A 23,756-nucleotide genomic window follows, 5' to 3' on the forward strand; every position below is an offset into this window, starting at 1 on the left:
GTGTCCACGCTCGCTCCCGTCCGGCCCGCCACGCGGCCGCTGGGCCTCGTACTGGCTGCCGTCGGCATCCCGACGTTCATGGTTTCGCTCGACAATCTCGTGGTCAGCACGGCTCTGCCGGTCATCCGCACCGAGCTGAACGCCTCGATCACCGACCTGCAGTGGTTCGTCAACGCGTACACGCTGCCGTTCGCCGCCTTCCTGCTCACCGCCGCCGCGCTCGGCGACCGGATCGGCCGGCGGCGGATGTTCCTGGCCGGCATCGCGCTCTTCACCGTGGCGTCGGCCGGCGCCGCGCTCGCCACCGAACCGTGGGAGCTCACCGTCACCCGCGCGCTCCAAGGTCTCGGCGGCGCGGCCATCGCGCCGCTGTCACTGACCCTGCTCGCTCAAGCGGTCCCGGACCGTCTCCGCAACGTGGCGGTCGGCATCTGGGGTGGCATCACCGGACTCGGCGTCGCGCTCGGACCGGTCATCGGCGGCGCCGTCGTCGACGGCCTCACCTGGAACTGGATCTTCTGGGTCAACGTGCCGATCGGCGTCGTCGCCGTGGTCCTGGCGCTCACCGTGCTCGACGAGTCCCGCGGCGGGGCACGACGCCTCGACCCGGTCGGCCTGGTCCTCTCGGCGAGCGGCATGCTGCTGCTGATCTGGGGCATCGTCGACGGCCCCGAGCGCGGATGGACCAGCGGCCGGGTGCCGCTCATGCTGGGTGCGGGCGTCGCGCTCCTCGCCGCCTTCATACTCTGGGAATCCGGCCTGTTCGGGCAGGCCCGCAACCGTACGCCGATGCTCCCGCTCACCCTGTTCCGCTCGCGCGGCTTCAGCCTGGTCAACGTCGTCACCCTGACGTTCTCGGCCGGCGCGTTCGGCGCGGTCTTCCTGCTCGCCCAGTTCTTCCAGGTCGTGCAGGGTCTGAGCCCGCTGGAATCCGGGCTGCGCACCCTGCCGTGGACCGCCGCCCCGATGATCGTCGCCCCGCTCGCCGGCATCTTCGGCGCCCGCCTCGGCGTCCGGAACCTGATCGTCGCCGGCCAGATCTTCCTCGCCGCCGGCATCCTCTGGATCGGCCTCGCCACCACGACCGACGTCGGCTACGGCAGTCTCGTCGTCGCGTTCGCGCTGGCCGGCATCGGCATGGGCCTGACCTTCGCCCCGATCAGCACGATGACCCTGGCCAGCGTCACCGCCGAGCAGCGCGGCGTCGCCTCCGGCACCAACAACACGATCCGCGAGTTCGGCGTGGCAGCGGGCGTGGCGGCCCTCTCCTCGATCTTCAGCACCTACGGCGGCTTCGCGAGTCACCAGTCGTTCGTCGACGGCCTGCGCCCGGCGGTCCTCACCGGCGCCGCGGTGATCGCGGCGGGGGCGGTGGTGGCCGCCTTCCTCCCCCGCCACACCGACTGACACCGCAGACCTCCGCACCCCCTCGTCGCGCCCGGTGACTCAACTCATGCGGGCGCGACAGGGCGATGCCCCTTGTCGACGCCCGGTCTTCGACGGGCACCTCTTTGCCGGAGCGGATTCAGCTCGTTCCCGGCCCGGACTCAGTTTGCCTCAGCAGGATCGGATGCGGTGAAGGACGTCAGCCAGTCCCGGTGGCCGAAGTCTCGAGAGCGGCCACACCGGCTTCAGTGAACTCGAGACCCAGAATGCCTTCGACGAAGCGAACCACCAACCGACCCGGCGAAGGCGAACTGAGACTCTCCGGCTCGCGATGAACCGGTATCACAGCCAAGGCTTTACGGTTGACCGGGTCGATCAGCCGGACCGTTCTGTCATGACCTGCCGTGGCTACACAATCGACCGAGCCCCAGCGTACCCCGCAAACGTCATTGATCCAGCTTTCGTGACCGGTCGGAACGCTGAACCCGGCTCCCTCTTCCGGCCAGAGGTTCAAGTATCCGTGGATATCGGATCCGGCCATCATCGCCGTGCCGGCAAGAGTGATCGCCGCGAGTTGCTTCACTCGGGCCTTTGGTTTTCTGAGCCTGGCCGCCTGTTTCCCCGTATTGACGTTCCAGGCCCTGACGCTGCTGTCGCTCATAGTGGTCGCCGCAACGCAGGCTTCTCCCCGAATAACAGTTATACATACGGAACTTATCCGTTTCTTCGGGAGGTTGAAGTCAGTGACGACCTGGCGCCTGCTCGCATTCCATACGATGATGTTCCCCTCGTAGTCGCCGGTGACCACGTAGAGATCTCCGCCAACCTTCCGTGAGTCCAGGGCGGTAACCTGGTGCGGCGCCTCGATCCTAACCCAGATATCTCGAAGGAACGTATTGTAGACATTCACATCGGACCCCTCGGCCACCACGCAGAAGTTGTCTACAACCTTCAATTTTCCGTAATACCTACTGTCGGCAGGGATTTTCTTGACGACCCCACCCGTCGCGATTTCACGCGCCGTGAGAGCATCTTTCGACTTCACCCAGAAGATTGGCGAATCCCTGGAAGAATCAGAACCGATCGCAAGAATGCCGTTCGACATCACGACCGACGACTGTGGTTCGGCGTCCGCTCGCTCGTCCGGCACGTTCCAAATTCTTACTGAACCAGAAATGTCCGCGGTAGCGACGACATACTTGCCGTGCTCACGAACTACGCAGGCTCCGCCGAAGGCACGGTGTACGCCAATAGAACGATTTTCCTCCATGATCTCAGTCGTACGCGAACTGACATAAAACAAGCAGTCGCCTGCCAGTACGGCCAGAATCGGCCGCCCCGGAATATCAAGAATCCGGTGGATACGCCCAGGCAAAACCGCACTCGTTTTCACTACTCGGCGAGACGCGAGATCCCAAATCCTCACCTTCCTGTCAGCCCCACCGGAGGCGAGGAAGGCACCGTGATCCGTATCGATCCCGATCAGGCTGTCGACCCCACCCCGGTGTCCACTTAGCTCGAAGCTCAAATCACCGCCATACAGGTCGAAGACACGAATGAAGCCATCCCGTGAACCGGCCACCAAGACGGGACGCCCGGAGAGTCGCATCGCACAAACACTGTCTATATCACGATTTCCTGCAGGGTAATCAGCCAGCTTCACCCGGGTGAACAAATCCCAGGAGGCGAGCGCACCATCCTCTCCTGCTACCGCGAGCACCGCCTCACCAGAGGCTTCCCAAACGCATAGCCGCCTCCCCTTCGCTGCCTTTCCGGAAAGTTCGAGACGCTCGAACGGCGGACGGCGATCGGAGCCTTCGGCTGTGCGTATGTCGCAGTAGTAGACAGAGCCCCAGATTGTGACGAGATACCCCAATGATGCTACATATTGGAGATCGATCAGATGCGCAGTAAAGAAGCTTCGAAGATTTTTTACAATGTTTCGGTCCTGCAGACTCCAAACATTCACCACTCCATCATCACTTGCGGAAACGAGTACCTGTTTCCCGGCGAACTCCGCTGCCGAAACCGAATTCACCCAGCCGCCGGCGTGCCCCTCGAGTACAGCAGACTGCTCGCGAGCATCTACTTCGGCCCATATGCCTCGATACGGCGGCTCGACGCCCTGGAAATCGCGAAACGTGGTACCGAGCCCCTCTAGAGATTCGACTACAGAGAAGGACGCGATACGTTCGGCAGCCCTTTGCTCGAAGGCGTTCGGCGTCAGGCGAATCAGCCTGACGATCGCCCGAGCCTCCCGTGACTGCGCACGATCCGACACCGCCAGCAGCCCCGACATGTCAGCGTAGAGAACGACCTCGGTGTCGGTCAGTAATTCGTCGACCAGTCCGGCCCGCTCAGCGTGGGTGGGCAGAGATTGCAAAAGATACCGGGGCGAGTTACTCCAGCCGACTCTCCGACCGAAATCGACCAAGGCTCGTGTCCACGATCTTTCATCCTCGACCGCGCTCGATCCTAGCTCAGCCCTCCAAGCTATGAGGGTGTCATTCAGTGCCTGATGGTAAAGACGGAACGATGTTTCTGACCCGCTGTCGGAAAATTCGATGATGAAATTGCCGGCGGCAGTTCTTGAAAAACGCCGCAATGCTGCCGCGTGCAGCGCATGACCAGACTGAGTCTCGATGGCCAGACACCAGAGCTCGACGGGCAATCCGGGCACCTCGGCGAACGCCAGACCGGCTAGCACCTGGTCGGCTCCAAGCCCTTCAATCGGGGGCACTCGACGAAGGTAGCGTCGAAAAGCGTCTTCGACTGAGCCGTCAAAGACTACGTCCTCCGGCGAAACCACGGTCGTGTCGTACAGTCCATGTGTTCGCGCAACCAGGCCGGCCACGAGGAAGTTGGGGGCCGCGATGGTCGCTATACGCCTGGCAATCGACTCCGCTTCAATGGAATTTCGATACGGGTTCTGCTCCTCGTCCCGAGCAAGCCTCAGCGTCATTAGAGCGTATGCAACCAGATCCTCCAGCTCGAAATTCTCAGACCGGTCAAGATCGATCTCGATGCTGCCAGGACCGAGTACCTTCAAAAGATCGCCCTGATCATCCCGACGCCGTGCACCAAGGAGAATGCGACTTCCTGTGCCTCGACGAGACTCGGCAAGGGGTCGGAGGATTTCCTGGGCAATGGACCGGGCCTCGTCCGAAGTACGTGCTTCGTCCAGAGCATCGACCACAACGGTGAAGGCATGGACCCCTTGGAGGCTAAGTAGGAGGTCGCCAACCTGCTCAGGGCGGTCGACTCCCACCGCAACCGCGATCTCTCGGGCGACTTCGAGCGCGGATTTGCCCTTAGCGTGAATCGCAAAGGAGATGGTCGCCGGCGGAATCCCTCGCGTCTCGTTCGCAGAGGACGAGTCGACCACCACCCTGCTCAAGATTGCCGACTTACCGACCCCGGGCGCTCCAGTCAATATCATTATGGGGTATTCCGGGACGTCGGCCGCCAGCCACCGTGTAATGGCGGCCAAAACTTCGACTCTTCCCTGGAATCGGTCGCCATCCTCGATGTCGACGGCAACGCCACGTGCCCGCGGGTTCCAATGACGCCTGTACTCAGGGTCGTGAGTCAGTGACCACTTGCCAGTTTGAGGATCGATTGCCTGCGTAGAGTCGGCCACGGAGGGATACGGCGCCGTATGGTTATTGATGGTGACTGCACCGAAGAACGTGCCATGCGCGCCAAAATTCGTGAGCGTCGTCGGGTCGATAGCCTCGCCGGGAGCAGATGACCCTGCGCTTACGGCGCTTCCGGCGGAACCGGGGGGAGGGCGCCCCCCTGATTGAACGTCACCGACTCATTGAAAGTGCCGACTGCACCGTGATTCGTGCGAACTTCGATATTCTGGACCGATGCCGTTCGACCTGCTGCCTCCAGCAGCCGCCGAGCTGCGGCCACGATGGCCTCGTCCTTGTCGGCCTCGATAACGCTCAGCTCCTGACCCACCGCTGCACGCAACTCGTCCGGCCGGCTCTCGCTGGTGTCGATTGCGTTAACAGCAGCTGCTTTGTTGAGTTTGGGCCGAAGGAGCCTCTTCAACTCGTCGTAGGCATCACGCACGGCAACTGCTGCCGTGTCCTTGGCACCGACGCCGGCACCAGCCGCGAGAGCAGCGATGATCAATTCAACGTTGGTCACATTCAGCCTCCGCTGGTCGGTGACGCACCACGTTCTACCAATCACTCGGTCGAACGGAGATCAGAGTAACAACGTATATCCAGGAGCCCGCAACATCCACCGAAGCCACAGCCGGACACATCTCGACCAGGCAGGCAGATCGTGACTCGTACATCGGTCAGTGACGGATGACGGCACAGGTCGCGGCGAACCTAGAGCCGCCATTTCTGCCCTTGACCGCTGGACTGTGCACCCGTAGAAAGAACACAGGGAGCCGACCGTAAGTGGCCAGCTCCCTATTCCGCTATCAGGCGTTGACCTCGTCGCGCCAGGCGATCCACTCCCGCAGGCGCGACAGGTCGGTGCTGTTGCTGCCGACCGTGAACAGCGACGCCCCCAGCTCCCGGAACTTCGGCCCGGTCGCGGACGGGTCGTCGGCGCCACCGACCTCGACCGACACCTCGATCTCGGCGGGGTCGCGCCCGACCGCCGCGCAGTGTTCGCGCAGGATGCCGAGCTTGCGCGGCAACGTCTCGGCGTCGGCGAAGCTGTGCCAGATGTCGGCGTGCTTGGCGACCAGCCGCAACGTCTTCTTCTCACCGCCGCCGCCGATCAGCACCGGGATGTCGCGGGTAGGCGGCGGATTCAGCTTGCCCCACCGCGACTCGATGCGAGGGAGAGCGGTAGCGAGATCGTCGAGACGACCGCCGGCGGTGCCGAACTCATACCCGTATTCGGTGTAGTCCCGCTCGAACCACCCCGACCCGATGCCGAGGATCAGCCGACCGTCACTGATGTGATCGACGGTGCGGGCCATGTCGGCGAGCAGCTCCGGGTTGCGGTAGCTGTTGCAGGTGACGAGGGCACCGATCTCCACCCGGGAGGTGGACTCCGCCCAGGCGGCGAGCATGGTCCAGCACTCGAAGTGCAGCCCGTCGGGCTCGCCGTAGAGCGGGAAGAAATGATCCCAGTTGAAGAGAACGTCGGCGCCGAGTTCCTCGGCCTCCGACGCGACGCGGCGGATGGTGGCGTAGTCCATGTGCTGCGGCTGCAACTGCAGCCCGATTCGAACCGGCCTATCGATCATGTTCCGAGCCTACGTGCAGGTGCCGTCCAGCTCCTGCCCGATCGACTCGAAGTCGCCGGCCAGGTACGCCTTGGGGTCCTCGGCCGCAGCGCCGCGATCCAGCGACGCGGCGATCGCCTCGATCTTCTCCTTCTGGGCGGCGTCGATGCTGGTCGCGGCGGCTTCGCGCACGTCGGCGGACATCGCGGCGAACGTCTCCCGCAGCTCCTGCTCGCCGTTTCCGGCCAGCTTCAGCGCACCGTCCGTGAGGATCTTGTAGACGGCCGTGCAGACGTAGGCGGGCTGGCCCACCGAGGCGGACGGCGCCGGGGCCACGCTGAACGGCACCGGGATCGCGCTGGGTGAGACGTCCAGCTCGCAGGCGCTGAGGGAGATCAAGGCCGCGATCATGGCGGTGGGCACGGCGGTGCGGCGACGCTGCGGCACGACATTCCCCTTCATCGATTGACCTCGTACGGCCGGAGCATACTGCTCGTACCGTCAAGCGCACCCCGGGTCCGCCACCTTTGCCGGGGCAGGCAGTTAGCCCCCAACGTGGCCTATAAGCTGAAAAAAGGTAAATCGGTGGTCCGGCGGGCCATGATCACTGTCGTCGCGACCGTTCTCGTCGCGGCCGGTGGCACCGCGTTCGCCGAGATCGTCTCCTCCCAGCCGGTGGCGTCGCCGTCCTTCAACGGGTCGGTGTACGCGGTCGCCTACCGCGGCGACACCGTCTATGTGGGCGGCAACTTCACCAGCGCCGTCGTCGCCGGCAAGAGCACACCCCGGGCCCGGCTCGCGGCGTTCGACGCCCGCACCGGCGCCCTGCTCGACTGGAAGCCCACCGCCGACGCCAACGTCCGCGCGCTGGCAGTGGACGGCGACACCGTCTACGCCGCCGGCGACTTCGACACCGTCAACGGCGAGACCCGGGACGCGGTCGCCGGGATCGGCGCGGTCAGCGGCCTGCTCACCCCGCTCAAGCACACGGTGCTCGGTCAGCCCAACGCGCTCGCCGCGGGCAACGGGCGGCTCTACCTCGGTGGGCGGATCACCGCGGTGGACGGGGTGACCCGCGCCAACCTGGCCGCCTTCACCCTGGCGACCGGGGCCCTGGACACCTGGGCGCCGACCACCGACGACATGGTCAACGCGCTCGCCGTCACGAGCGACCGGGTGTACGTCGGCGGCCGGTTCCACCGCACCAACAACGTGAGCACGACCCTGCGCCTCTCCGCTGTCGACCCGGTCAGCGGGGTGCTCGACCGTACGTTCCGGGCGAAGCCGGTCTCGCAGGTGTTCGCGCTGGCCGCGCACCCGGACGGGGTGTTCGCGGCGCTGGGCGGCCAGGGTGGGCGCGCGGTGTCGTACACCCGGACCGGGGAGACCCGCTGGACCCGGGTCTTCGACGGCGACGCGCAGGCGATCGCGTACCTCGGCGGTGTCGTCTACGTCGGCGGGCACTTCGACAAGGCGTGCACCACCACGAACAACGGCGCCAAGGGGATCTGCACCGACGGCTCGGTGGTGCGGGGCAAACTGGCCGCCGCCGACCGCGAGGGCAACCTCCTCGAATGGGCGCCGCAGGCGAACGGCGTCGCCGGGACCCGGCAGCTGGCGGCGAGCGAGCCGCTCGCCGCGATCAGCGCGGTCGGCGACTTCACCGTCGTCGGCGGCGCCAGCCGCAAGCGGTACGCCGAGTTCACCGGCACGTCCCCGCAGGCGTTCGTGGAGTCGACGACCGCTGCCGTGGCGGCCTACAACTTCGACACCACGATCGCCGACGGCACCTTCGACGACGGTTCCGGGCACGGCCACCTGCTGCGGGTGATCTCCCGGAACGGCGGCGCGCTCAAGCTGGTCCCGCACGGCGCCGGCCAGGCGATGAACTTCCCGGCCAAGTGCGGCGGCGACACCTGCCCGCGCCTGATCCTGCAGGCCGCCGGCACCGACGACCTCAACCCGGGCGCGCGTCCGCTGCGCTACGGCGCCGGCGTGCTGCTCTCCCCCGCCGAGACCGGGCGCGGCGAGAACATCATGCAGAAGGGCTACTCGACCGGCGGCGGTCAGTACAAACTCCAGGTCGACGGCCTCTCCGGGAAGCCGAGTTGCGGCATCAGCGACAAGATCGGGACCACCGTGTACGTCGCCCGCAGCCGCACCTCGGTCTCCGACGGCAACTGGCACTCGCTGGAGTGCCGGCGTACCGGTCCCACGCTCGCGATCCTGGTGGACGACCGCCTCGAAGCGACCGTCCCCGTCCCGTCCGACCTGGCGGTGGAGACCGACCACCCGTTCACCGTCGGCGGCAAGGGCATCGGCCCGAACAACGATCAGTTCCACGGCACGCTGGACGACCTCTGGGTCCAGATCGGCTAGCCTGCCGCGATGAGATACGGCTACGTCGGCCCGGCGTCGACCGCGCGAGCGGCCGGCACCGGGCCGGGGTGCGGGTCGCTGAGCCTGGTGAAGGACGGCGACTTCACCTGCGCGGTGTGTGAGGCGCCGCTGCCCGAGGAGTGGAATCCGGCGCTGCCGCGCTGACGCGGGCGTGAGGCCCCGGCGGCCGGTGCGGACGGCGGCAGGCCACCGGGGCTTGATGTGTGTGCCGGTCGGAGGTCCGGCACACACAGCTTCGCGCACCGCCGGTCAGCCGGCGGCCTGATTCCGCGGCCGTTGGGGAACGGGGACACCGCACGGTGGGATCGGACCGGCGAGGACGGTAGCCGGCTTCCTAGCGGTGACCCGACAGCTCGGAATTGAAGGTCATCGTTGCAGCCATGTTGCCGAAGTGCAACAGTCCGGCAGCGTTCCGTTCATCGATGTTTCCGACGCCCCCTCCGGCACCCGCGGCGCGTGATACGGGGGACATCGCTGGATGCGCCGGGCCGGCGACGCCGGGACGCGGCAGGAGGCCGGTGGGCGGGCCGCTACGCCAGGCGGATTCCCGAGCTCAGGCTCAGCCGGACCGCGTCGGAGCCCGCGGTCCAGCAGTCGAAGCGCAGCTGCTCCGGCGAGTCGCGACCCCAGCTCCGGATCGTGTCGATGGCGATCTCGGCAGCGCGCGCGCCGCTCTCCGGTTCCAGCGGCATCTTCGGATAGGTCGTCTCGTCCGTCGTGTTGTAGACGACCGAGTGGATGTTGACGCCGCCCTCGTTCATCCAGCTCGCCACCATGTGGTCGCCGTCCACCTCCTGGATCTCCCAGCCCAGGTGCGTCACGTACTCGCTGAGCGCCGGCAGGTCCGAGGCCAGCGACACGAGCAGGGCACGCAGGCTCGTCTCGAACTCGTCCCAGGTGGTCGCCGGCCGCGCCTCGACCAGCATCATGCCGATCAGGGCCTTGCCGGCGTCACTGTTCATGTCGGGTTCGGCGGTCCACAGGTGAGGAGGTTCCCAGCCCTCGAGGTACTGAGAGTTGATGTACTCCTCGTTCTCGGCCGGCTCGGCGGGCTCCACCCGCACGGTCACCGACGAGCGCCGGAGGTCGCGTTCCACCCGTACCCGCGGATCGCGCCAGAACGCCCACGCGCCCGGTCCGCCGACCATCGGCGGCGGCCCGAGCACGGCCACCACCGCGGCCAGCGTCGCGGCGTGCACCGCGGCCAGCTCATCGGGAGCACAGGTCTCGACGAGCTCGACGGCGGTGAACGCACCGAAGCCGAAGCGCTCCTGGCCGTGATGGATCTCCGTGGAATGCACCTGGACCGGGCCACCGGCCGGAACGGCGGCGGCTACCCGCTCGATGTCGGCACGCGACCACGTGCCGAAGTCCTGACCGACAAACGTCCCCGCTACGTTCTGGATCATGGCCGGGATGGTAGCCAGCCGAGGTTAGGGGCAATCAACGTGACGGTGACCTTCTACGTCGAGCCTGGCGCGGAGCGAACTGTGGTGCGACATCAGTAACCGACGTGCACCACGACGAGGCCGTCGCGGATGGTGGAGCCCACGGTGACTGACCGCCAGTCGGTGACCGTCGCCGGCTCGGTGCGCTCCGACGCCACGCCCATCTGCTGCGCAAGCTCCTCGGGCGTCTGACCGGCGGCCGGTTCCACGGTCACGCTCCACCAGCAGCCGCCCGAGCCGCAGAGCTTGGTCTCCTCGACCACCGTGGCGCCGGCCGGGACCGCCGGGATCCGTGACTTCGGCGGCATCGCGCCCTCATCGGCGAACAACGACAGGAACAGGCAGCCCGCCAGGACGACCACGACGGCGAGAACCCCCAGGATCTTCACCGCGCCGAGGGTAACTACCGCGTCAAACCACCAGGCTGAGCAGCATCACGCAGGCGAAGCCCACCACCGAGATGATCGTCTCCATCACCGACCAGGTCTTGATGGTCTGCCCGACGGTCATCCCGAAGTATTCCTTGACCAGCCAGAACCCGGCGTCGTTGACGTGCGAGAAGAAGAGCGAGCCGGAGCCGATCGCCAGCGCCAGCAGCGCCACCGTCGGCGAGTCGAGGGTGGTGGCGAGCGGCGCGACGATGCCCGCCGCGGTGATCGTGGCGACGGTCGCCGAGCCGGTCGCCACCCGGATGCCGACGGCCACGAGCCAGCCGAGCAGCAGCGCGTTGATGTTCGCGTCCTGCGCGGCGTCGGCGATCACGTTGCCCACCCCGGCGTCCACCAGCACCTGCTTGAAGCCGCCGCCGGCCGCCACGATCAGCAGGATTCCGGCGATCGGGGGCAGCGCGCCGCCGAGCACCGCCGAGGTCTGCTTGCGGTCGAATCCGGCCCGGTGGCCCAGCGCCCACATCGCCACGAACACGCCGGCCAGCAGCGCCACCACCGGCTCGCCGATCACCTCGAGGGCGTGACGAACCCGGTTCTCCTCCGGCAGCACGATTTCAGCGATTCCACGAGCGAGCATCAGTACGACGGGAAGCAGCACCGTCAGAACCGCGGCCCAGAAACCCGGATTGCGCCGCGTGCCGATCTCATCGTCGACGAGCTCGCCGGGTTCGCTCGGGTTCGCCAGGTCGGAGCGGTCGACGAAGTCCTGCCCACCGGCCGGTCCATCGCTCTTCCGGTCACTTCCCACCCCGGCCGTCGCGAGGATCGACGGGGTCGCCACCGGCACCCGCTTGGCGATGAAGTTGCCGAAGATCGGACCCGCGATGATCACCGTCGGGATCGCGCAGACCAGGCCGAACAGCAGGGTCAGGCCGAGGTCGGCGTTCAGGCTGGAGATCGCGACGAGCGGCCCGGGGTGCGGCGGCACCAGGCCGTGCAGCACCGACAGACCGGCCAGGGCCGGGATGCCGAGCCGCAGCAGGCCGATGTCGGTCCGCTGCACCACCAGCACCACGATCGGCACCAGCAGCACCACGCCGACCTCGAAGAACAGTGGCAGGCCGATCAGCGCCGCCACGCCCGCCATCGCCCACGGCAGCGCCGCGCCGGACACCCCGTTGACGATCCGGTTCACGATGCCGTCGGCGCCGCCGGACTCGGCCAGCAACGCCCCGATCATCGAGCCGAGCGCGATCAGCACGCCCACACTGCCGACCGTGTTGCCGAGCCCGGTGGTGAACGAGTCGATCGTGGCGCCCGGCGCCGCGCCGGCCACCAGCCCCAGCACCCCGGAACCGGTGATCAGCGCGAGGAACGGATGCCACTTCGCCCAGGCGATCAGCAGGACGACGACGGCGATGCCGAGCACTGCGGCGAGAACGAGCTGGCCGGTACCCGCATCGGTGATGGCCTCGGCGGCAAGGGGCGTCATGAGGTCGCGTTACCCATGTGAAACATCTTTCAAGCGCGGTTCCCCAACGAGGCCTTCACCCCTCGCGTCAAGTCGTCGGCGAGGATCTCCCGGTCGCCGCGCTCCAGCGCCTCCAGGGCGAGTTTCGCGACCACGGCCGGGTCGGTCTTCTGGCCGGCCGGGACGGACGAGGCCATGTCGGTGTCCATGTACGCGACGTGCAGCCCGGTCACGCCGATCCCCCGAGGTTCGAGCAGGTCCCGGGTCGCGTTCGTGAGCGCCCACGCCGCCGCCTTCGCCGCCGAGTACGACCCGAGCGCACCCGGGTGGTACCAGGACAGGATGGAGAGCACGTTGAGGATCGCTCCCCCGCCGTTCGCCTCGATCACCGGCGCGAACGCCCGGGTCGCCGCGAGCGTGCCGAAGTAGTTGGTCTCCATGTCGAGCCGGATCCCCTCCAGCTCGCCGCCGATCACCGGCTGACCCGTGGAGACACCGGCGTTGTTGATCAGCAGGGTGGCGTCGGCGGCGTCGGCGGCCGCCCGTGCCACCGACTCCGGGTCGGTGACGTCCAGCTGGAGCGGGACCGCGCCCGGCAGGTCGACGCTGCGCGGATCACGGGCCGCGGCGTAGACCTTGGCGCCGCGTTCGAGCAGCTGGGAGGCGAGGTGGCGGCCGAACCCGCGGTTGGCTCCGGTGACGACGGCGACTGCGTTGGTGAGTTCCATGAGAGTTAGATTATGGGCGTCATCTAAATGCGGCAAGGTAATAGATGACACACCTCATCTATAGTTGGCGGCATGGGACGCGTATCGCAGGCACAGGCACAGCAGAACCGCGAGCGGATCGTCGCGACGGCGGCCCGCCTCTTCCGCGAGCATGGCATCGCCGGCGTCAGCGTCGCCGACGTGATGGCCGAGGCCGGCCTGACCCACGGCGGCTTCTACAAGCACTTCGCCTCGAAGGACGCCCTGGTCGCCGAAGCCGTCACGAAGGCCTTCACCGATCAGGCGACCGCGGCGCGCGCGCTCGGCCGGGACGCGCTGCTCGACGCCTACCTCTCCCCCGCCCACCGGGACCAGGCAGGCACCGGGTGCCCGTCCGCCGGATTCGGCGGAGACGTCGCCCATGCGTCCGGGGGCGGCGAGACCCGTTCCGCGTACGCCGAAGGGGTCGAAGCCTTCGCCGCCCACCTGGGCGCCTCCGGTGAACCGGACCTGGCCACCCTCAGCACCATGGTCGGCGCACTGATCCTGGCCCGGGCCACCGCCGGCACCGATCTCTCCGACCGCATCCTGGCCGCCGCCCGGGAATCCCTCCCCGCCACCTGAATCCACACGCGCCAGGTCCTCGCTCGCCCGGCGCGCCGACCACACCGGCTTGCGAGCCTGTGTCACGATCTTGCCTGGCGGATTCCTGGAGGCGGAGGGCACGATGAAGAAGATCCTCGGCTGGATCCTGCTCTTCCTGCTGGTCTTCTGGATCGGCACGAGCCCCGGCCCGGCCGCCGACGTGGCCCGCAGCATCGGCGACGGCGTGGCCCAGATCTTCAGCAACATCGGCACGTTCTTCGCCGAGCTGGCCGACGGCTGACGTCGCGGCTCGCCTCCTGACGTGCGGATCCTCTGCGTAGGCCTGGCCACCGTCGACCTCGTCCAGCGAGTGGACCGCCTCCCCGGCGCCGACGAGAAGGTCCAGTCCGATTCGGTCGAGGTGGCCGCCGGCGGCCCCGCCACGAACGCCGCCGTCACCGCGGCCGCCCTGGGCGCCGACGTGACCCTGGTCAGCGCGGTAGGCGGCCATCCCCTGGGCGACCTGATCCGCGCCGATCTCGCAGCCCACGGCGTGACGTTGATCGACGCGACACCGGACAGCCCCGAACCACCACCGGTCTCCGCGGTGACCGTCCTGTCCGGAACGGGCGAACGCACGATCGTCAGCCACAACGCCGGCCGCCGCGAGGTCCCACTGCCCGCCTCAGGCCTGCCCGACGCCGACCTGACCCTGGTGGACGGACATCATCCGCTGCTGGCCGTAGCCGCCTCCCGAGCAGCCCGCCGCCTCCTGGTGGACGCCGGAAGCCCTCGCCCGATCTTCACCGAGATCTTCCCCCACGCCGAACTGGTGGCCTGCTCAGCCGCCTTCCGCCCGTGGCCCTTGCACCCCCGGCCCTCACACCGCTGGCCCTCACATCCCTGGCCCTTCCACCCCGGAGACGACGACGCCACCATCGCGGCCGCCATCCCCGCCCCCACCGTGCTGGTCACCCACGGCCCGGCGCCGGTCCGCTGGTTCACCCCGCACGACCACGGCGAGATCCCCGTCCCACCCGTAGCCGCCGTGGACACCTCGGGCGCGGGTGACGCCTTCCACGGCGCCCTGGCCGTCGCCATGACCCGTGGCGACGACCTGCGGACCGCCGTCACCTTCGCCGTCCGGGTGGCCGGGACACGCGTAGCGCACCCCGGCCCCCGGACCTGGCTCTCACATCTCTAGACCGTCCGCGCCAGCCGATCCGCCAGCAACTTCGCGAACCGGGCCGGATCCTCCAGGTCCCCGCCCTCAGCCAGCAGCGCCGTCCCGTAGAGCAGCTCCGCCGTCTCCTCAAGACCGGACGCATCCCGCTCGTGCGAGGCCCGGAGGCCGGACACCAGCGGGTGGTTCGGGTTCAGCTCGAGGATCCGCTTCACCCGCGGCCCTTCCTGACCCATGGCGCGGTACATCTTCTCCAGCGCCGGCGTGATGTCGTTCGCGTCGCTGACCAGGCAGGCCGCCGAGGTGGTCAGCCGGTGTGACAGCCGGACCTCCTTGACCTGCTCGTCCAGCTTCTCCTTGAGGAAGCCGAGCAGGGGCTCGAAGTCGCCCTCCGGCGCATCCTCCTCACCCGGGGCGTCCTTCTTCAGGTCGACCGAGCCGCGCGCGATCGACCGCAGTTTCTTGCCGTCGAACTCGGTGACCGCGTCCACCCAGATCTCGTCGACCGGGTCGGTGAGGATCAGCACCTCATAGCCCTCGGCGCTGAACGCCTCCATGTGCGGCGAGTTGACCACCTGCGAGCGGTTCTCCCCGGTCAGGAAGTAGATCTCCTCCTGCCCCTCCTTCATCCGCTCCACGTAGGCGGCGAGCGTCGTCGGCTCATCCCCCGCAGTGGTGGCGAACGAGGCGATCTCGAGGATCGGCTGGTGATTGTCGGGCTCGCTGAGCAGGCCCTCCTTGATGGCACGGCCGAATTCACGCCAGAACGTCGCGTACTTCTCCGGGTTGTCCCGCATCAGGTCCTTGATCGTGGAGAGGACCTTCTTCGTCAGCCGGCGCCGGATCATCTGGATGTGCCGGTCCTGCTGCAGGATCTCGCGGGAGATGTTCAGCGACAGGTCGGCCGCGTCCACCACGCCCTTGACGAAGCGCAGGTAGTCGGGGATCAACTCCTTGCTGTCGTCCATGATGAAGACGCGCTTCACGAAGAGCTGCAGACCCCGGCGGGCGTCCCGCTGGAACAGGTCGAACGGCGCCCGCGCCGGGATGAAGAGCAGGGCTTCGTACTCGAACGTGCCCTCCGCCTTCATGTTGATGATCTCGAGCGGGTCGGTCCAGTCGTGGCTGATGTGCCGGTAGAACTGGTGGTACTCCTCGTCGCTGACCTCGCTGCGCGGCCGCGCCCACAGCGCCTTCATCGAGTTGAGCGTCTCGTCCTCGAACTTGATCGGGAACGAGATGAAGTCCGAGTACCGCTTGACGATCTCCTTGATCTTCCAGGAGTCGGCGTAGTCGTAGAGGGCGTCGTCCTCGTCCTTGGGCCGCAGGTGCAGCGTCACCGCGGTCCCGACCGGCGCGTCCTCGGCGTCCTCGAGCGTGTAGGTGCCCTCGCCCGCCGACTCCCAGCGGGTGCCGTGCCCCTCGGTGCCGGCCTTGCGCGTCACCAGAGTGACCTTGTCGGCGACCATGAACGTCGAGTAGAAACCGACGCCGAACTGGCCGATCAGCTCGGGGCTCTCCTTGGCCTCCTTGAGCTTGCCGAGCAGCTCGGCGGTGCCGGATTTCGCGATCGTGCCGATCAGCTCGACGACCTCTTCGCGGGTCATGCCGATGCCGTTGTCGCGCACGGTCAGCGTGCGCGCCTCAGTGTCCGCCTCGATCTCGATGTGCAGGTCGGAGGTGTCCGCTTCCAGGCCGTCCTGCAGCTTGGCGAGGCGCAGTTTGTCCAGCGCATCGGACGCATTGGAGATCAGCTCACGCAGGAAGATGTCCTTGTTCGAATAGATCGAGTGGACCATCAGCTGCAGCAGCTGGCGTGCCTCTGCTTGGAATTCAAGCGTCTCCATCGTCACCCGTTTCCGTCATGTCCGAAGGTGTTTCCGCGCCGATCGTATGACGTCGGCCGCGCGTGCCCGATCAGGAGGCGTCGAACCACCCCTTCCCGCTCGCCCAATGCCGCACCCAGCCCGCGAAACCGGCCGCCCCGCCGAACGGCGTCGCGCCCTCCCCGGAGATCATCCAGACCTGCCCGCGCTGCGGCCCGGAGACGACGAGATGCCAGTACATCCCGCAGCCGTCCGTCCCGAGCACGATCGACCCGTCGTTGAAGACCTGCTCGATCAGGTCCTCGTCGGCGTCCTCGTCCTCCTCCCACAACCACGCCGCGGCCAGCGGGAACGGTCGCGCCAGCACACGCTGCGAACGATCGTCACCCCAGTCGTCCGGCACCTCGGCGAGGGCGACGAGCCCGTAGTCGGGAGGCCCCGCGAACGACCCGTCGGACACCTCGGCGACGAACGTCCGGTAGGGCTCGGGCACCGTCACCCCGTGCTCCTCCTCGAACGCGCGCACAGCGGGCCAGCCCAGCGCCGACGCGCCCTCGTCGTCGGCGTGCAGCGCCTCCCGCAACGCGGCGATGACGGCGGCGTCCGGGCTCCGGTCGATGTCCATGCGAAAGTGATACCAGCCGGGTCCGACAACTTCTCAGATCCCGGTCGCAGCGGGGTGGTGGGTACAGACCGCAGCTCACGCCGAGGGCCCGGCCCGGCGAGCCGGCCGCTACGCGTCCGAAACGCTCCCCGCCCCGGGCGACCTGCGTAAATGGTTGCGCCCCAACCCAACCCCACCCCGCCCCACCGCTCCAGCCGCTCGGCCGCGTCCCGAGCCCACCCCGCCGCTCCAGCCGCACGGCCGCGTCCCGAACCCTCTTTCCCGAGCCCTCTCTCCCGAGCTCCTTTCCCGAGCTCCTCTTCGCCCGCTTCCTTCCTCCGCTCGGCCTTGTGCCTTGTTCCCTCCCGCCCGTGCCTGCCCGGCTCTCAGGCCTTCGCGGGCCCGGAAGGCGCCGCTTCTGATGGTGCGGATTCGGGCGGTGCGGTCGCCGTGGCGGCCGCGTCAGGATGGGATGCCTCGGAGGTGGCCGGGACCGGATCCGCCGGTCCGGGCTCGGTCGCCCGGGGCTTCGCGGGGCCGTTGAAAAGGAGGTTCAGGAGGAAGACGACGATGACGGTCGTGGTGATCGAGCTGCCGAAGATGATCTGGAGCTCGTCCGGCATCTTGCTGTAGAAGTTCGGCGCGACCACCGGAACCATGCCGGCGCCGATCGAGATCGCGATGATCAGCAGGTTGTTGTTGCCGTCGAACTCGACCTTGCGCAGGCTGCGGATGCCGACAGCGGTGACCGTGGCGAACATGACGAGGGCCGCCGCGCCGATGACCGGTCCGGGCACTGCGGCGATCACTTCGCCGAGCTTCGGGATGAGGCCGAGCAGCACCAGGATGACGCCGGCCGCGGTGACGACGTACCGGCTGCGGACCCGGGTGACCTGGACGAGGCCGACGTTCTGGGCGAACGCCGTGTCGAGGAAGGAGTTGAAGACACCGGCCAGGATGCCGGAGAGGCCGTCGGCGGCGAGACCGCGGGCGATGTCCTTCTCGGTGGGCGGCTTACCGACCGCCTGGCCGACAGCGATCATGTCGGCCGTCGACTCGACGTAGATGATCAGCATGACGATGCACATCGAGATGATCGCGGCGGCCTGGAACTCCGGCGGCCCGAAGTAGAACGGCCGCGCCAGTCCGAACCAGCTCGCCTGGCCGACGCCGGAGAAGTCGACGAGGCCCATGAAGGCCGCGACGATCACGCCGAAGAGCAGGCCGAGCAGTACCGAGAGCGACACCAGGAAGCCGCGGGCGAACCGGTTGATCAGGACGATCATCAGGATGATGCCGCCGGCCAGCGCGAGGTTGCCGAGATCGCCGTAGCCGGGCGCCTCCTCGTTGTTCCCGGCGATCAGTCCGGCGCCGGCGTCGATGAGCGACAGGCCGATGACCGTGATGACGGTGCCGGTGACCAGCGGCGGGAAGAGGTGGATGATCTTCGCGAACGGCCTGGCGATGAGCAGGCCGAAGACGCCGGAGACGAGGAACGCGCCGTAGATGGCGGGCATCCCGTACTTGCCGCCGATCAGGATCATCGGGTTGAGCGCGGCGAACGTGGCGCCCGCGACGACCGGCAGGCGTACCCCGAGGATCCTGCCGATCCCGAGGCTCTGCACGATCGTGATCAGGCCGGCCACGAACAGGTCGGCGTTGACCAGGATCGCGATGGTGCTCGCGTCGAGCTTGAGCGCGCCGCCGACGATCAGCGGGACGGCGACGCAGCCGGCGTACATGACGAGGACGTGCTGGAGGCCGAGCACCGCGAGGCGGGCGTACGGCAGGCGCTGATCGACCGGGTGTCGGGTCACCGCTTCGGACATCGAGAAAATCCTTCCGCGTGGAAGTAAAGTCCCGCGGATTCTCGGCCCGGTTTGTTTACACCAATCGATGAAGTGTTACCTGTCGATTAACTTGATCAGCAACCCGGGCCGGCAGCCATCCCGTTCTTGATGACGTAGCCCGAGATATCACCCCGGACGTAGTCACGCAGCTGCGCGATCTTCGTGGGCGCCTCACCGGTGACCGCCTCGTACCCGACGATCGCCGTGTCCACCGTCCGGCAGGTCGCCTGGTCCGCGACCTGCTGGACATCGCCCATGATCTTCTCGGGGTTCAACGCAGCGTAAGAAACGCCGGAAACACTCACCGTGATCGCCGCCGCCATCATCGACTCCATCAACCGCATAGCAGCAGGCTAGTCATCATCACTGAACGTGTCCAACCAGCCGATCGGTCGAGATCAGCGGCACAAAGAGTGACACGGAGAGTGATGCCCCCAAGAGCACGAATGAATACACGTGAGGCCTTTACGCGGTCTATGGGGGTTCTGTACGTTGATTACTCGGAGCAACGGTTTAGTAACGCTGGAGGGATCCCATGCGTCGTGCCGCTCTCGTCCTGACCTTCGTCCTCGCCGGTCTCTGGATCGCCGCGCCCGCGCAAGCGTTCGCGCACAACAGAGTCGCCAGTCCGGCCCTGCACGCCCTGCTGGACGGCCTGACACTCCTGGTCGCCTCGGCGCCGGTGTGGACGGCCCTGCTGTGGACCGGTAGCCGGCGCTGGCTACTGGCAGCCCTCATCGCCGTGGTGCAGATACCCGTCGCGATCATCGGATTCGTGCCGATCGTGAACCCGTACCTGCACCTGACCCTCTTCGTGCTCGCGCTCGGCCTCACGGCCGTCAGCCTGCGGGTGGTTCGCAGCCAGGCACGGGCTACCGCCGTACCCGCACCCACTCGCCACTAGGCGACCGGACGGCCAGGCCGACCACGGCCTGGCCGTCGGTGATCAGCTCGACCTGCGGGCAGCCGTCGACAGGCGGCTGCCAGCAGCCGTCCGCGGCGACGACCGCGTTGTGCCGGCAGTGCTCCTCGTCGACATAGCCCCACGCGAGCAGCAGATCCCGGCCGTCGAAGGTGTAGCGTCCCACCGACTCGACCCGCTCACCCTCGGGACGGCGGAAGAACTCGGCCCGCAGGCCCGGGACCTCCACGCCCTCGAAGGCGGCGTCGTTTTCTACGCGATGAGCGGCATACTCGGACAAATCGGGAATCTGCACGAGGCCAGCTAAGCACGTCAAGGTGTCACGCGATGTGATGTCCATTTAACGTGCCCGCAAGTGAGTCTCGCCACAATGATCCTCGTGGTGACCGAGACGATGATGCCGGTCAACGGCATAGAGGTGTGTGTAGAGACGTTCGGCGAGCCTACCGATCCCCCGTTGCTGCTCCTGGCCGGGGACGCCAGTTCGATGGACTGGTGGGACGACGAGTTCTGCCGGCGACTCGCGGCCGGCGCCCGGTTCGTGGTGCGCTACGACCACCGTGACACCGGGCGATCCACCTGCTTCCCGGTGGGTGCGGCCGCCTATTCCGGGGTCGATCTGATGAACGATGCTCTGGGCGTACTGGATGGGCTCGATCTTCCCTCGGCCCATCTCGTCGGCTTCGCCCTCGGCGGCGGCATCGCGCAACGCATCGCCGTCGAACACCCGGACCGTGTCCTCAGCCTCACCCTGATCTCCACCAGCGCGGGCTCCGGTGAGCCGGCGCCGCCGTGCACCGGCGAACCCGCCCCGCTGACGATGCGCCCGCACCCTTCCGCGCCCATCCCACCGGCCGGTCGTGCCCTGCCTGCCACGCCCGGCCGCCTTCAGCACGTCGTACCGCACCCCGCAGGCAGCCTCCCGCAATCCGCTCCTGCCGCTGCCTCTGCAGGTTCTCCTGCCGCTGCCTCTGCAGGTTCTCCTGCCGCTGCCTCTGCAGGTTCTCCTGCCGCTGCGCCCGCCACGGTGGTCCTTCCCGCGGACGACTCCATCGCGGATGTGGACTGGGCGGATCGCCGAGCCGCGGTGACCGGCCTGATCGCCGAGATCCGTGAGCGCGGCGGCCCCTTCACCGCGGCCGAACCGCAGCTCCGACGCCTCGCCGAGCGCGTCTTCGACCGGACCCCCGACCTGGCCGCGAGCCGTCTCAACCACCAGCGAGCGGGATACGGGCCCCCGGTCCGCGATCGACTCGCCGCGATCGTGGCCCCGACCGTGGTCCTGCACGGCACGCTGGACCGGCGGTTCCCGGCCGAGCATCCGCGAGAGCTGGCGGACGCGATTCCCGGCGCCCGCCTCGTCTGGCTCGAAGGAGTGGGTCACGAACTGCCGCCCCGAGCGGTCTGGGAGACCGTCCTAGACGAGATCATCCAGCCGTAGGGGCGTGGGCCTTCCGGCATGGGCCTCCGGGCGTAGGCCGAAAGTTCTACATCGGAACCCACGGATACGACCCTGGTCCGATGCGCCGGGGCCGGGCGAAGCGGGATGCTGGGCGGCATCGCCGAACTGGCATCGCCAAGCCTGGAGGAAACGATGACCGCGGCTCCGCTCGCCCATGCCGACACCCTCGTCCTCGACTACCTCGCCGCGCTCTGGGCGGCCAGCGACGACCTCACGCCCGAGGCGAGAGACGAGCTGATGAACACCGTCACCGGCTACATCGCCCTGCGCCACGACCTGGCCGACGACCCGGCCCGCGTGATCAGCCGCTTAGGCCCGCCCGAACAGCTGGCCGAGGCCGTCCGCCGAGGCGGCACCCCGACCCATCTGCGCCTCCCTGCGCCGTCCTTCCCGCCGTCTCCGCCGCGCCCTTCCCGTGGCACCGGCGCCGACCACGCAGCGGTGGCCCTGCTGATCGCGGGCGCTTTCATCCTGCCCGTCGTCGCTCCCGGAGCGGGCATGCTGATGGCGACCGGCTCCGCAAGCTGGACCCCCGCCCAAAAAGTCGCCGCCTGGGTTCTGACCACAGGCTCAGTAGCAGGCGCGCTCCTGACAGCCCTGGTCGTCGCCGGCTTCAGCAGCGGCCTGGGCCTCCTGGTCCTCTACATGGGCGCTTGCGCAGGCTCGGTGATCGCAGGCCTAGCACTACTGGCCGGCCTGAGACGCTGACCACCACGTCACGCCCAGTCCTGCCAACGCCCTGTCCCGCCAACGCCCTGTCCCGCCACGCCCAGTCCCGCCACGCCCAGTCCCGCCACGCCCTGTCCCACGCGGCAGGCCGAGTCAGCCCCAGAGACGCTGACCACCCCCGCCACGCCCTGTCTCCCCTGCCACGCCCTGTCCCGCCGCCAGGCCATCCACGCGGCAGGCCGAGCCAGCCCAGGCGCGGTTCGTCACCAGGTCGCGCCGTCCGGTTCGACCAGCGTCAGGTCCGACCAGCGTCAGGTCCGACCAGCGTCAGGTCCGACCAGCGTCAGGTCAGCCCCGGCGTCAGGTCAGCCCGGCTTCAGGTCCTTCCAGCGCGAAGTCCGACCAGCGGCAGGTCGGCCCAGCTTCAGTCCTTCCAGCGCGAAGTTCGACCAGCGCGAGGTCCGACCAGCGCGAGGTCCGACCAGCGCGAGGTCCGACCAGCGCGAGGTCCGGCCAGCGCGAGGTTCGACCAGCGCGAGGTCCGACCAGCGCGAGGTCCGACCAGCGCGAGGTCCGACCAGCGCGAGGTCCGACCAGCGCGAGGTCCGACCAGCGCCGAGGGCTTTTCGATCGCGGGCGGGGTGCGGGCGGTGCTGAGTGCTGGGTGCTGGCAGATCAGTCGCTTCACGGGGCGGTCGGCGGCAGGTGGGTCAGAGGCGGATGCGGGCGATCACCGGCAGGTGGTCGCTGCCGGTTCGCGGGAGTGTGCGGACGCTGACGACGGTCATGTCGGCTGCCATGACGTGATCGATTCGAGCGAGAGGGGTGGCGGCCGGCCAGCTGAAGGCGAACCCGGACACGGCGGTGTTCAGGCGGGCCAGGATCGGTTCGAGTGTGCGGTCGTCGACGGTGCTGTTCAGGTCGCCGAGCAGGAGCACACGCTCCAGCGGCTCAGCGGCGAGGGCGGCGGTCAGCTTGCGGGCGCTCTCGTCCCGGCGGGTGGATTCAAGACCGAGCGGATTCAGGCGTACGGAGGGAAGGTGCACCACATAGACCGCCACGTCACCATGCGGGGTGCTCGCCACCGCGCGAAGACCACGGTTCCAATCCGGGCCGAGCGAGCCGGGCCGGATGTCGAGGAGGCGTGCCGAGGAGAGCGGATACCGCGACCAGAGCCCGACCGTCCCCTGCACGGTGAAGTGGGGATACCTCTCACCGAACGCCGCGGCATAGACGGGCACCACCTCCGGAGTGATCTCCTCGACACCGACGAAGTCCGGGCCGGAGGCGATCAGCGTCCGAACCGTGCCCACCGGATCGGGATTCTCGTCGCTGACGTTGTGCTGCACCGCGACGAGGTCGTGCGGGACGTCATCGGGCGCGGGAACGATCCGTGACCCGAACATCCCGAGCCAGATCACGAGTGGGAGCAACACCGCGATCAGCGAGCGGAGAGTGCGGAACACCGCTACTACCAGCAGAAAGGGGATCGCCAGACCGAGCCAGGGCAGGAACGTCTCCAGCAGACTGCCACCCGGCACCGCTCGATGAAGGAGAAGCATGGCGGCGACGACTACTGGCACCGCGCCATCGTGCCAGGCCCGCGCACCTCCGGATCGGGATCGGCTATGGGCGGGGCTCCGGGACGGGC

23 protein-coding genes are annotated in these 23,756 nt (G+C 67.9%); 9 read left to right on the plus strand and 14 right to left on the minus strand.

What is annotated here, in order from left to right; all coding sequences use genetic code 11:
• The gene (locus tag EP757_RS37615) at nucleotides 1–1,407 is read left to right on the plus strand and encodes an MFS transporter (RefSeq protein WP_127553103.1); all 1,407 of its coding nucleotides are present in this window, start codon (nucleotides 1–3) and stop codon (nucleotides 1,405–1,407) included.
• Nucleotides 1,408–1,585: 178 nt separating this feature from the next.
• Here the strand turns inward: EP757_RS37615 and EP757_RS37620 are convergent, their stop codons facing one another.
• From EP757_RS37620 to EP757_RS37635, 4 genes are all read right to left on the minus strand, one after another.
• On the minus strand, nucleotides 1,586–4,774 hold the full coding sequence (locus EP757_RS37620; protein WP_160166002.1) for a WD40 repeat domain-containing protein: 3,189 nt from the start codon (nucleotides 4,772–4,774) through the stop codon (nucleotides 1,586–1,588).
• A 371-nt stretch (nucleotides 4,775–5,145) separates the two neighbouring features.
• Nucleotides 5,146–5,544, minus strand: coding sequence for a hypothetical protein (locus tag EP757_RS37625; RefSeq protein WP_127553105.1), 399 nt, complete (start codon nucleotides 5,542–5,544; stop codon nucleotides 5,146–5,148).
• Between the two features lie 286 nt (nucleotides 5,545–5,830).
• Nucleotides 5,831–6,610 carry an LLM class F420-dependent oxidoreductase gene (locus tag EP757_RS37630; protein ID WP_127553106.1) on the minus strand — a complete coding sequence of 260 codons (780 nt, stop codon included), beginning with the start codon at nucleotides 6,608–6,610 and terminating at the stop codon, nucleotides 5,831–5,833.
• A 9-nt stretch (nucleotides 6,611–6,619) separates the two neighbouring features.
• A complete protein-coding gene (locus EP757_RS37635) occupies nucleotides 6,620–7,051 on the minus strand; it encodes a hypothetical protein (protein ID WP_127553107.1) in 432 nt (143 codons plus the stop codon).
• A gap of 138 nt (nucleotides 7,052–7,189) precedes the next feature.
• Between EP757_RS37635 and EP757_RS37640 the strand changes: the two genes are divergently transcribed.
• Nucleotides 7,190–8,968 (plus strand): LamG domain-containing protein, encoded by a 1,779-nt coding sequence (locus EP757_RS37640; protein WP_127553108.1) that lies wholly within the window; start codon nucleotides 7,190–7,192, stop codon nucleotides 8,966–8,968.
• Between the two features lie 9 nt (nucleotides 8,969–8,977).
• Nucleotides 8,978–9,133 (plus strand): hypothetical protein, encoded by a 156-nt coding sequence (locus EP757_RS43090; protein WP_160166003.1) that lies wholly within the window; start codon nucleotides 8,978–8,980, stop codon nucleotides 9,131–9,133.
• 386 nt (nucleotides 9,134–9,519) lie between these two features.
• Here the strand turns inward: EP757_RS43090 and EP757_RS37645 are convergent, their stop codons facing one another.
• From EP757_RS37645 to EP757_RS37660, 4 genes are all read right to left on the minus strand, one after another.
• Entirely contained in the window at nucleotides 9,520–10,398 is an 879-nt protein-coding gene (locus EP757_RS37645) for a hypothetical protein (RefSeq protein ID WP_127553109.1), read from the minus strand.
• A 92-nt stretch (nucleotides 10,399–10,490) separates the two neighbouring features.
• Nucleotides 10,491–10,826 carry a hypothetical protein gene (locus tag EP757_RS37650; protein WP_127553110.1) on the minus strand — a complete coding sequence of 112 codons (336 nt, stop codon included), beginning with the start codon at nucleotides 10,824–10,826 and terminating at the stop codon, nucleotides 10,491–10,493.
• Nucleotides 10,827–10,848: 22 nt separating this feature from the next.
• Nucleotides 10,849–12,318 (minus strand): GntP family permease, encoded by a 1,470-nt coding sequence (locus tag EP757_RS37655; protein WP_127553111.1) that lies wholly within the window; start codon nucleotides 12,316–12,318, stop codon nucleotides 10,849–10,851.
• Nucleotides 12,319–12,347: 29 nt separating this feature from the next.
• Nucleotides 12,348–13,025: an SDR family oxidoreductase gene (locus EP757_RS37660; RefSeq protein ID WP_127553112.1), complete on the minus strand. Its 678-nt coding sequence runs from the start codon at nucleotides 13,023–13,025 to the stop codon at nucleotides 12,348–12,350.
• 72 nt (nucleotides 13,026–13,097) lie between these two features.
• Between EP757_RS37660 and EP757_RS37665 the strand changes: the two genes are divergently transcribed.
• The 3 genes from EP757_RS37665 (at nucleotide 13,098) to EP757_RS37670 (ending at nucleotide 14,793) form a co-directional block, all read left to right on the plus strand.
• The gene (locus tag EP757_RS37665) at nucleotides 13,098–13,628 is read left to right on the plus strand and encodes a TetR/AcrR family transcriptional regulator (RefSeq protein ID WP_127553113.1); all 531 of its coding nucleotides are present in this window, start codon (nucleotides 13,098–13,100) and stop codon (nucleotides 13,626–13,628) included.
• A gap of 103 nt (nucleotides 13,629–13,731) precedes the next feature.
• Complete coding sequence (locus EP757_RS43320) at nucleotides 13,732–13,890, plus strand: hypothetical protein (RefSeq protein WP_174262483.1); 159 nt, start codon at nucleotides 13,732–13,734, stop codon at nucleotides 13,888–13,890.
• A 21-nt stretch (nucleotides 13,891–13,911) separates the two neighbouring features.
• Nucleotides 13,912–14,793, plus strand: coding sequence for a PfkB family carbohydrate kinase (locus EP757_RS37670; protein ID WP_127553114.1), 882 nt, complete (start codon nucleotides 13,912–13,914; stop codon nucleotides 14,791–14,793).
• Here EP757_RS37670 and htpG read toward each other — a convergent pair.
• From htpG to EP757_RS37690, 4 genes are all read right to left on the minus strand, one after another.
• The gene (gene htpG / locus EP757_RS37675) at nucleotides 14,790–16,625 is read right to left on the minus strand and encodes a molecular chaperone HtpG (protein ID WP_197725472.1); all 1,836 of its coding nucleotides are present in this window, start codon (nucleotides 16,623–16,625) and stop codon (nucleotides 14,790–14,792) included. The two genes, EP757_RS37670 and htpG, sit on opposite strands and share 4 nt — an antisense overlap.
• A gap of 64 nt (nucleotides 16,626–16,689) precedes the next feature.
• Entirely contained in the window at nucleotides 16,690–17,223 is a 534-nt protein-coding gene (locus tag EP757_RS37680; protein ID WP_127553116.1) for an SMI1/KNR4 family protein, read from the minus strand.
• Nucleotides 17,224–17,588: 365 nt separating this feature from the next.
• Nucleotides 17,589–19,031, minus strand: coding sequence for a nucleobase:cation symporter-2 family protein (locus tag EP757_RS37685; protein WP_127553117.1), 1,443 nt, complete (start codon nucleotides 19,029–19,031; stop codon nucleotides 17,589–17,591).
• Nucleotides 19,032–19,126: 95 nt separating this feature from the next.
• Entirely contained in the window at nucleotides 19,127–19,396 is a 270-nt protein-coding gene (locus EP757_RS37690) for a hypothetical protein (protein ID WP_127553118.1), read from the minus strand.
• A 191-nt stretch (nucleotides 19,397–19,587) separates the two neighbouring features.
• Here EP757_RS37690 and EP757_RS37695 point away from each other — a divergent pair, with 191 nt between their 5' ends.
• Nucleotides 19,588–19,956: a hypothetical protein gene (locus tag EP757_RS37695; protein ID WP_127553119.1), complete on the plus strand. Its 369-nt coding sequence runs from the start codon at nucleotides 19,588–19,590 to the stop codon at nucleotides 19,954–19,956.
• Here the strand turns inward: EP757_RS37695 and EP757_RS37700 are convergent.
• Nucleotides 19,925–20,254 (minus strand): hypothetical protein, encoded by a 330-nt coding sequence (locus EP757_RS37700; RefSeq protein ID WP_127553120.1) that lies wholly within the window; start codon nucleotides 20,252–20,254, stop codon nucleotides 19,925–19,927. The two genes, EP757_RS37695 and EP757_RS37700, sit on opposite strands and share 32 nt — an antisense overlap.
• 75 nt (nucleotides 20,255–20,329) lie before the next feature.
• Between EP757_RS37700 and EP757_RS44335 the strand changes: the two genes are divergently transcribed.
• Together EP757_RS44335 and EP757_RS37715 are read left to right on the plus strand one after the other, a co-directional pair.
• Nucleotides 20,330–21,415, plus strand: coding sequence for an alpha/beta fold hydrolase (locus EP757_RS44335; RefSeq protein WP_232050214.1), 1,086 nt, complete (start codon nucleotides 20,330–20,332; stop codon nucleotides 21,413–21,415).
• Nucleotides 21,416–21,568: 153 nt separating this feature from the next.
• Nucleotides 21,569–22,144 carry a hypothetical protein gene (locus EP757_RS37715; RefSeq protein WP_127553121.1) on the plus strand — a complete coding sequence of 192 codons (576 nt, stop codon included), beginning with the start codon at nucleotides 21,569–21,571 and terminating at the stop codon, nucleotides 22,142–22,144.
• A 671-nt stretch (nucleotides 22,145–22,815) separates the two neighbouring features.
• Here the strand turns inward: EP757_RS37715 and EP757_RS37720 are convergent.
• Nucleotides 22,816–23,688, minus strand: a complete 873-nt coding sequence (locus tag EP757_RS37720; RefSeq protein ID WP_232050215.1) for an endonuclease/exonuclease/phosphatase family protein — start codon at nucleotides 23,686–23,688, stop codon at nucleotides 22,816–22,818.
• Between the last annotated feature and the right edge of the window lie 68 nt (nucleotides 23,689–23,756).

The organism is Actinoplanes sp. OR16, assembly GCF_004001265.1.
Lineage (GTDB): Bacteria > Actinomycetota > Actinomycetes > Mycobacteriales > Micromonosporaceae > Actinoplanes.

What these genes read in the sequence shown, in the direction of transcription:
- EP757_RS37660 (WP_127553112.1), bottom strand. Translation starts at nt 13,025, where the DNA reads ATGGAACTCACCAACGCAGTCGCCGTCGTCACCGGAGCCAACCGCGGG.
- EP757_RS37640 (WP_127553108.1), top strand. Translation starts at nt 7,190, where the DNA reads ATGATCACTGTCGTCGCGACCGTTCTCGTCGCGGCCGGTGGCACCGCG.
- EP757_RS37685 (WP_127553117.1), bottom strand. Translation starts at nt 19,031, where the DNA reads ATGTCCGAAGCGGTGACCCGACACCCGGTCGATCAGCGCCTGCCGTAC.
- EP757_RS37630 (WP_127553106.1), bottom strand. Translation starts at nt 6,610, where the DNA reads ATGATCGATAGGCCGGTTCGAATCGGGCTGCAGTTGCAGCCGCAGCAC.
- EP757_RS43090 (WP_160166003.1), top strand. Translation starts at nt 8,978, where the DNA reads ATGAGATACGGCTACGTCGGCCCGGCGTCGACCGCGCGAGCGGCCGGC.
- EP757_RS37665 (WP_127553113.1), top strand. Translation starts at nt 13,098, where the DNA reads ATGGGACGCGTATCGCAGGCACAGGCACAGCAGAACCGCGAGCGGATC.
- EP757_RS37715 (WP_127553121.1), top strand. Translation starts at nt 21,569, where the DNA reads ATGACCGCGGCTCCGCTCGCCCATGCCGACACCCTCGTCCTCGACTAC.
- EP757_RS43320 (WP_174262483.1), top strand. Translation starts at nt 13,732, where the DNA reads ATGAAGAAGATCCTCGGCTGGATCCTGCTCTTCCTGCTGGTCTTCTGG.
- EP757_RS37695 (WP_127553119.1), top strand. Translation starts at nt 19,588, where the DNA reads ATGCGTCGTGCCGCTCTCGTCCTGACCTTCGTCCTCGCCGGTCTCTGG.
- EP757_RS37680 (WP_127553116.1), bottom strand. Translation starts at nt 17,223, where the DNA reads ATGGACATCGACCGGAGCCCGGACGCCGCCGTCATCGCCGCGTTGCGG.
- EP757_RS37635 (WP_127553107.1), bottom strand. Translation starts at nt 7,051, where the DNA reads ATGAAGGGGAATGTCGTGCCGCAGCGTCGCCGCACCGCCGTGCCCACC.
- EP757_RS37655 (WP_127553111.1), bottom strand. Translation starts at nt 12,318, where the DNA reads ATGACGCCCCTTGCCGCCGAGGCCATCACCGATGCGGGTACCGGCCAG.
- EP757_RS37645 (WP_127553109.1), bottom strand. Translation starts at nt 10,398, where the DNA reads ATGATCCAGAACGTAGCGGGGACGTTTGTCGGTCAGGACTTCGGCACG.
- EP757_RS37690 (WP_127553118.1), bottom strand. Translation starts at nt 19,396, where the DNA reads ATGCGGTTGATGGAGTCGATGATGGCGGCGGCGATCACGGTGAGTGTT.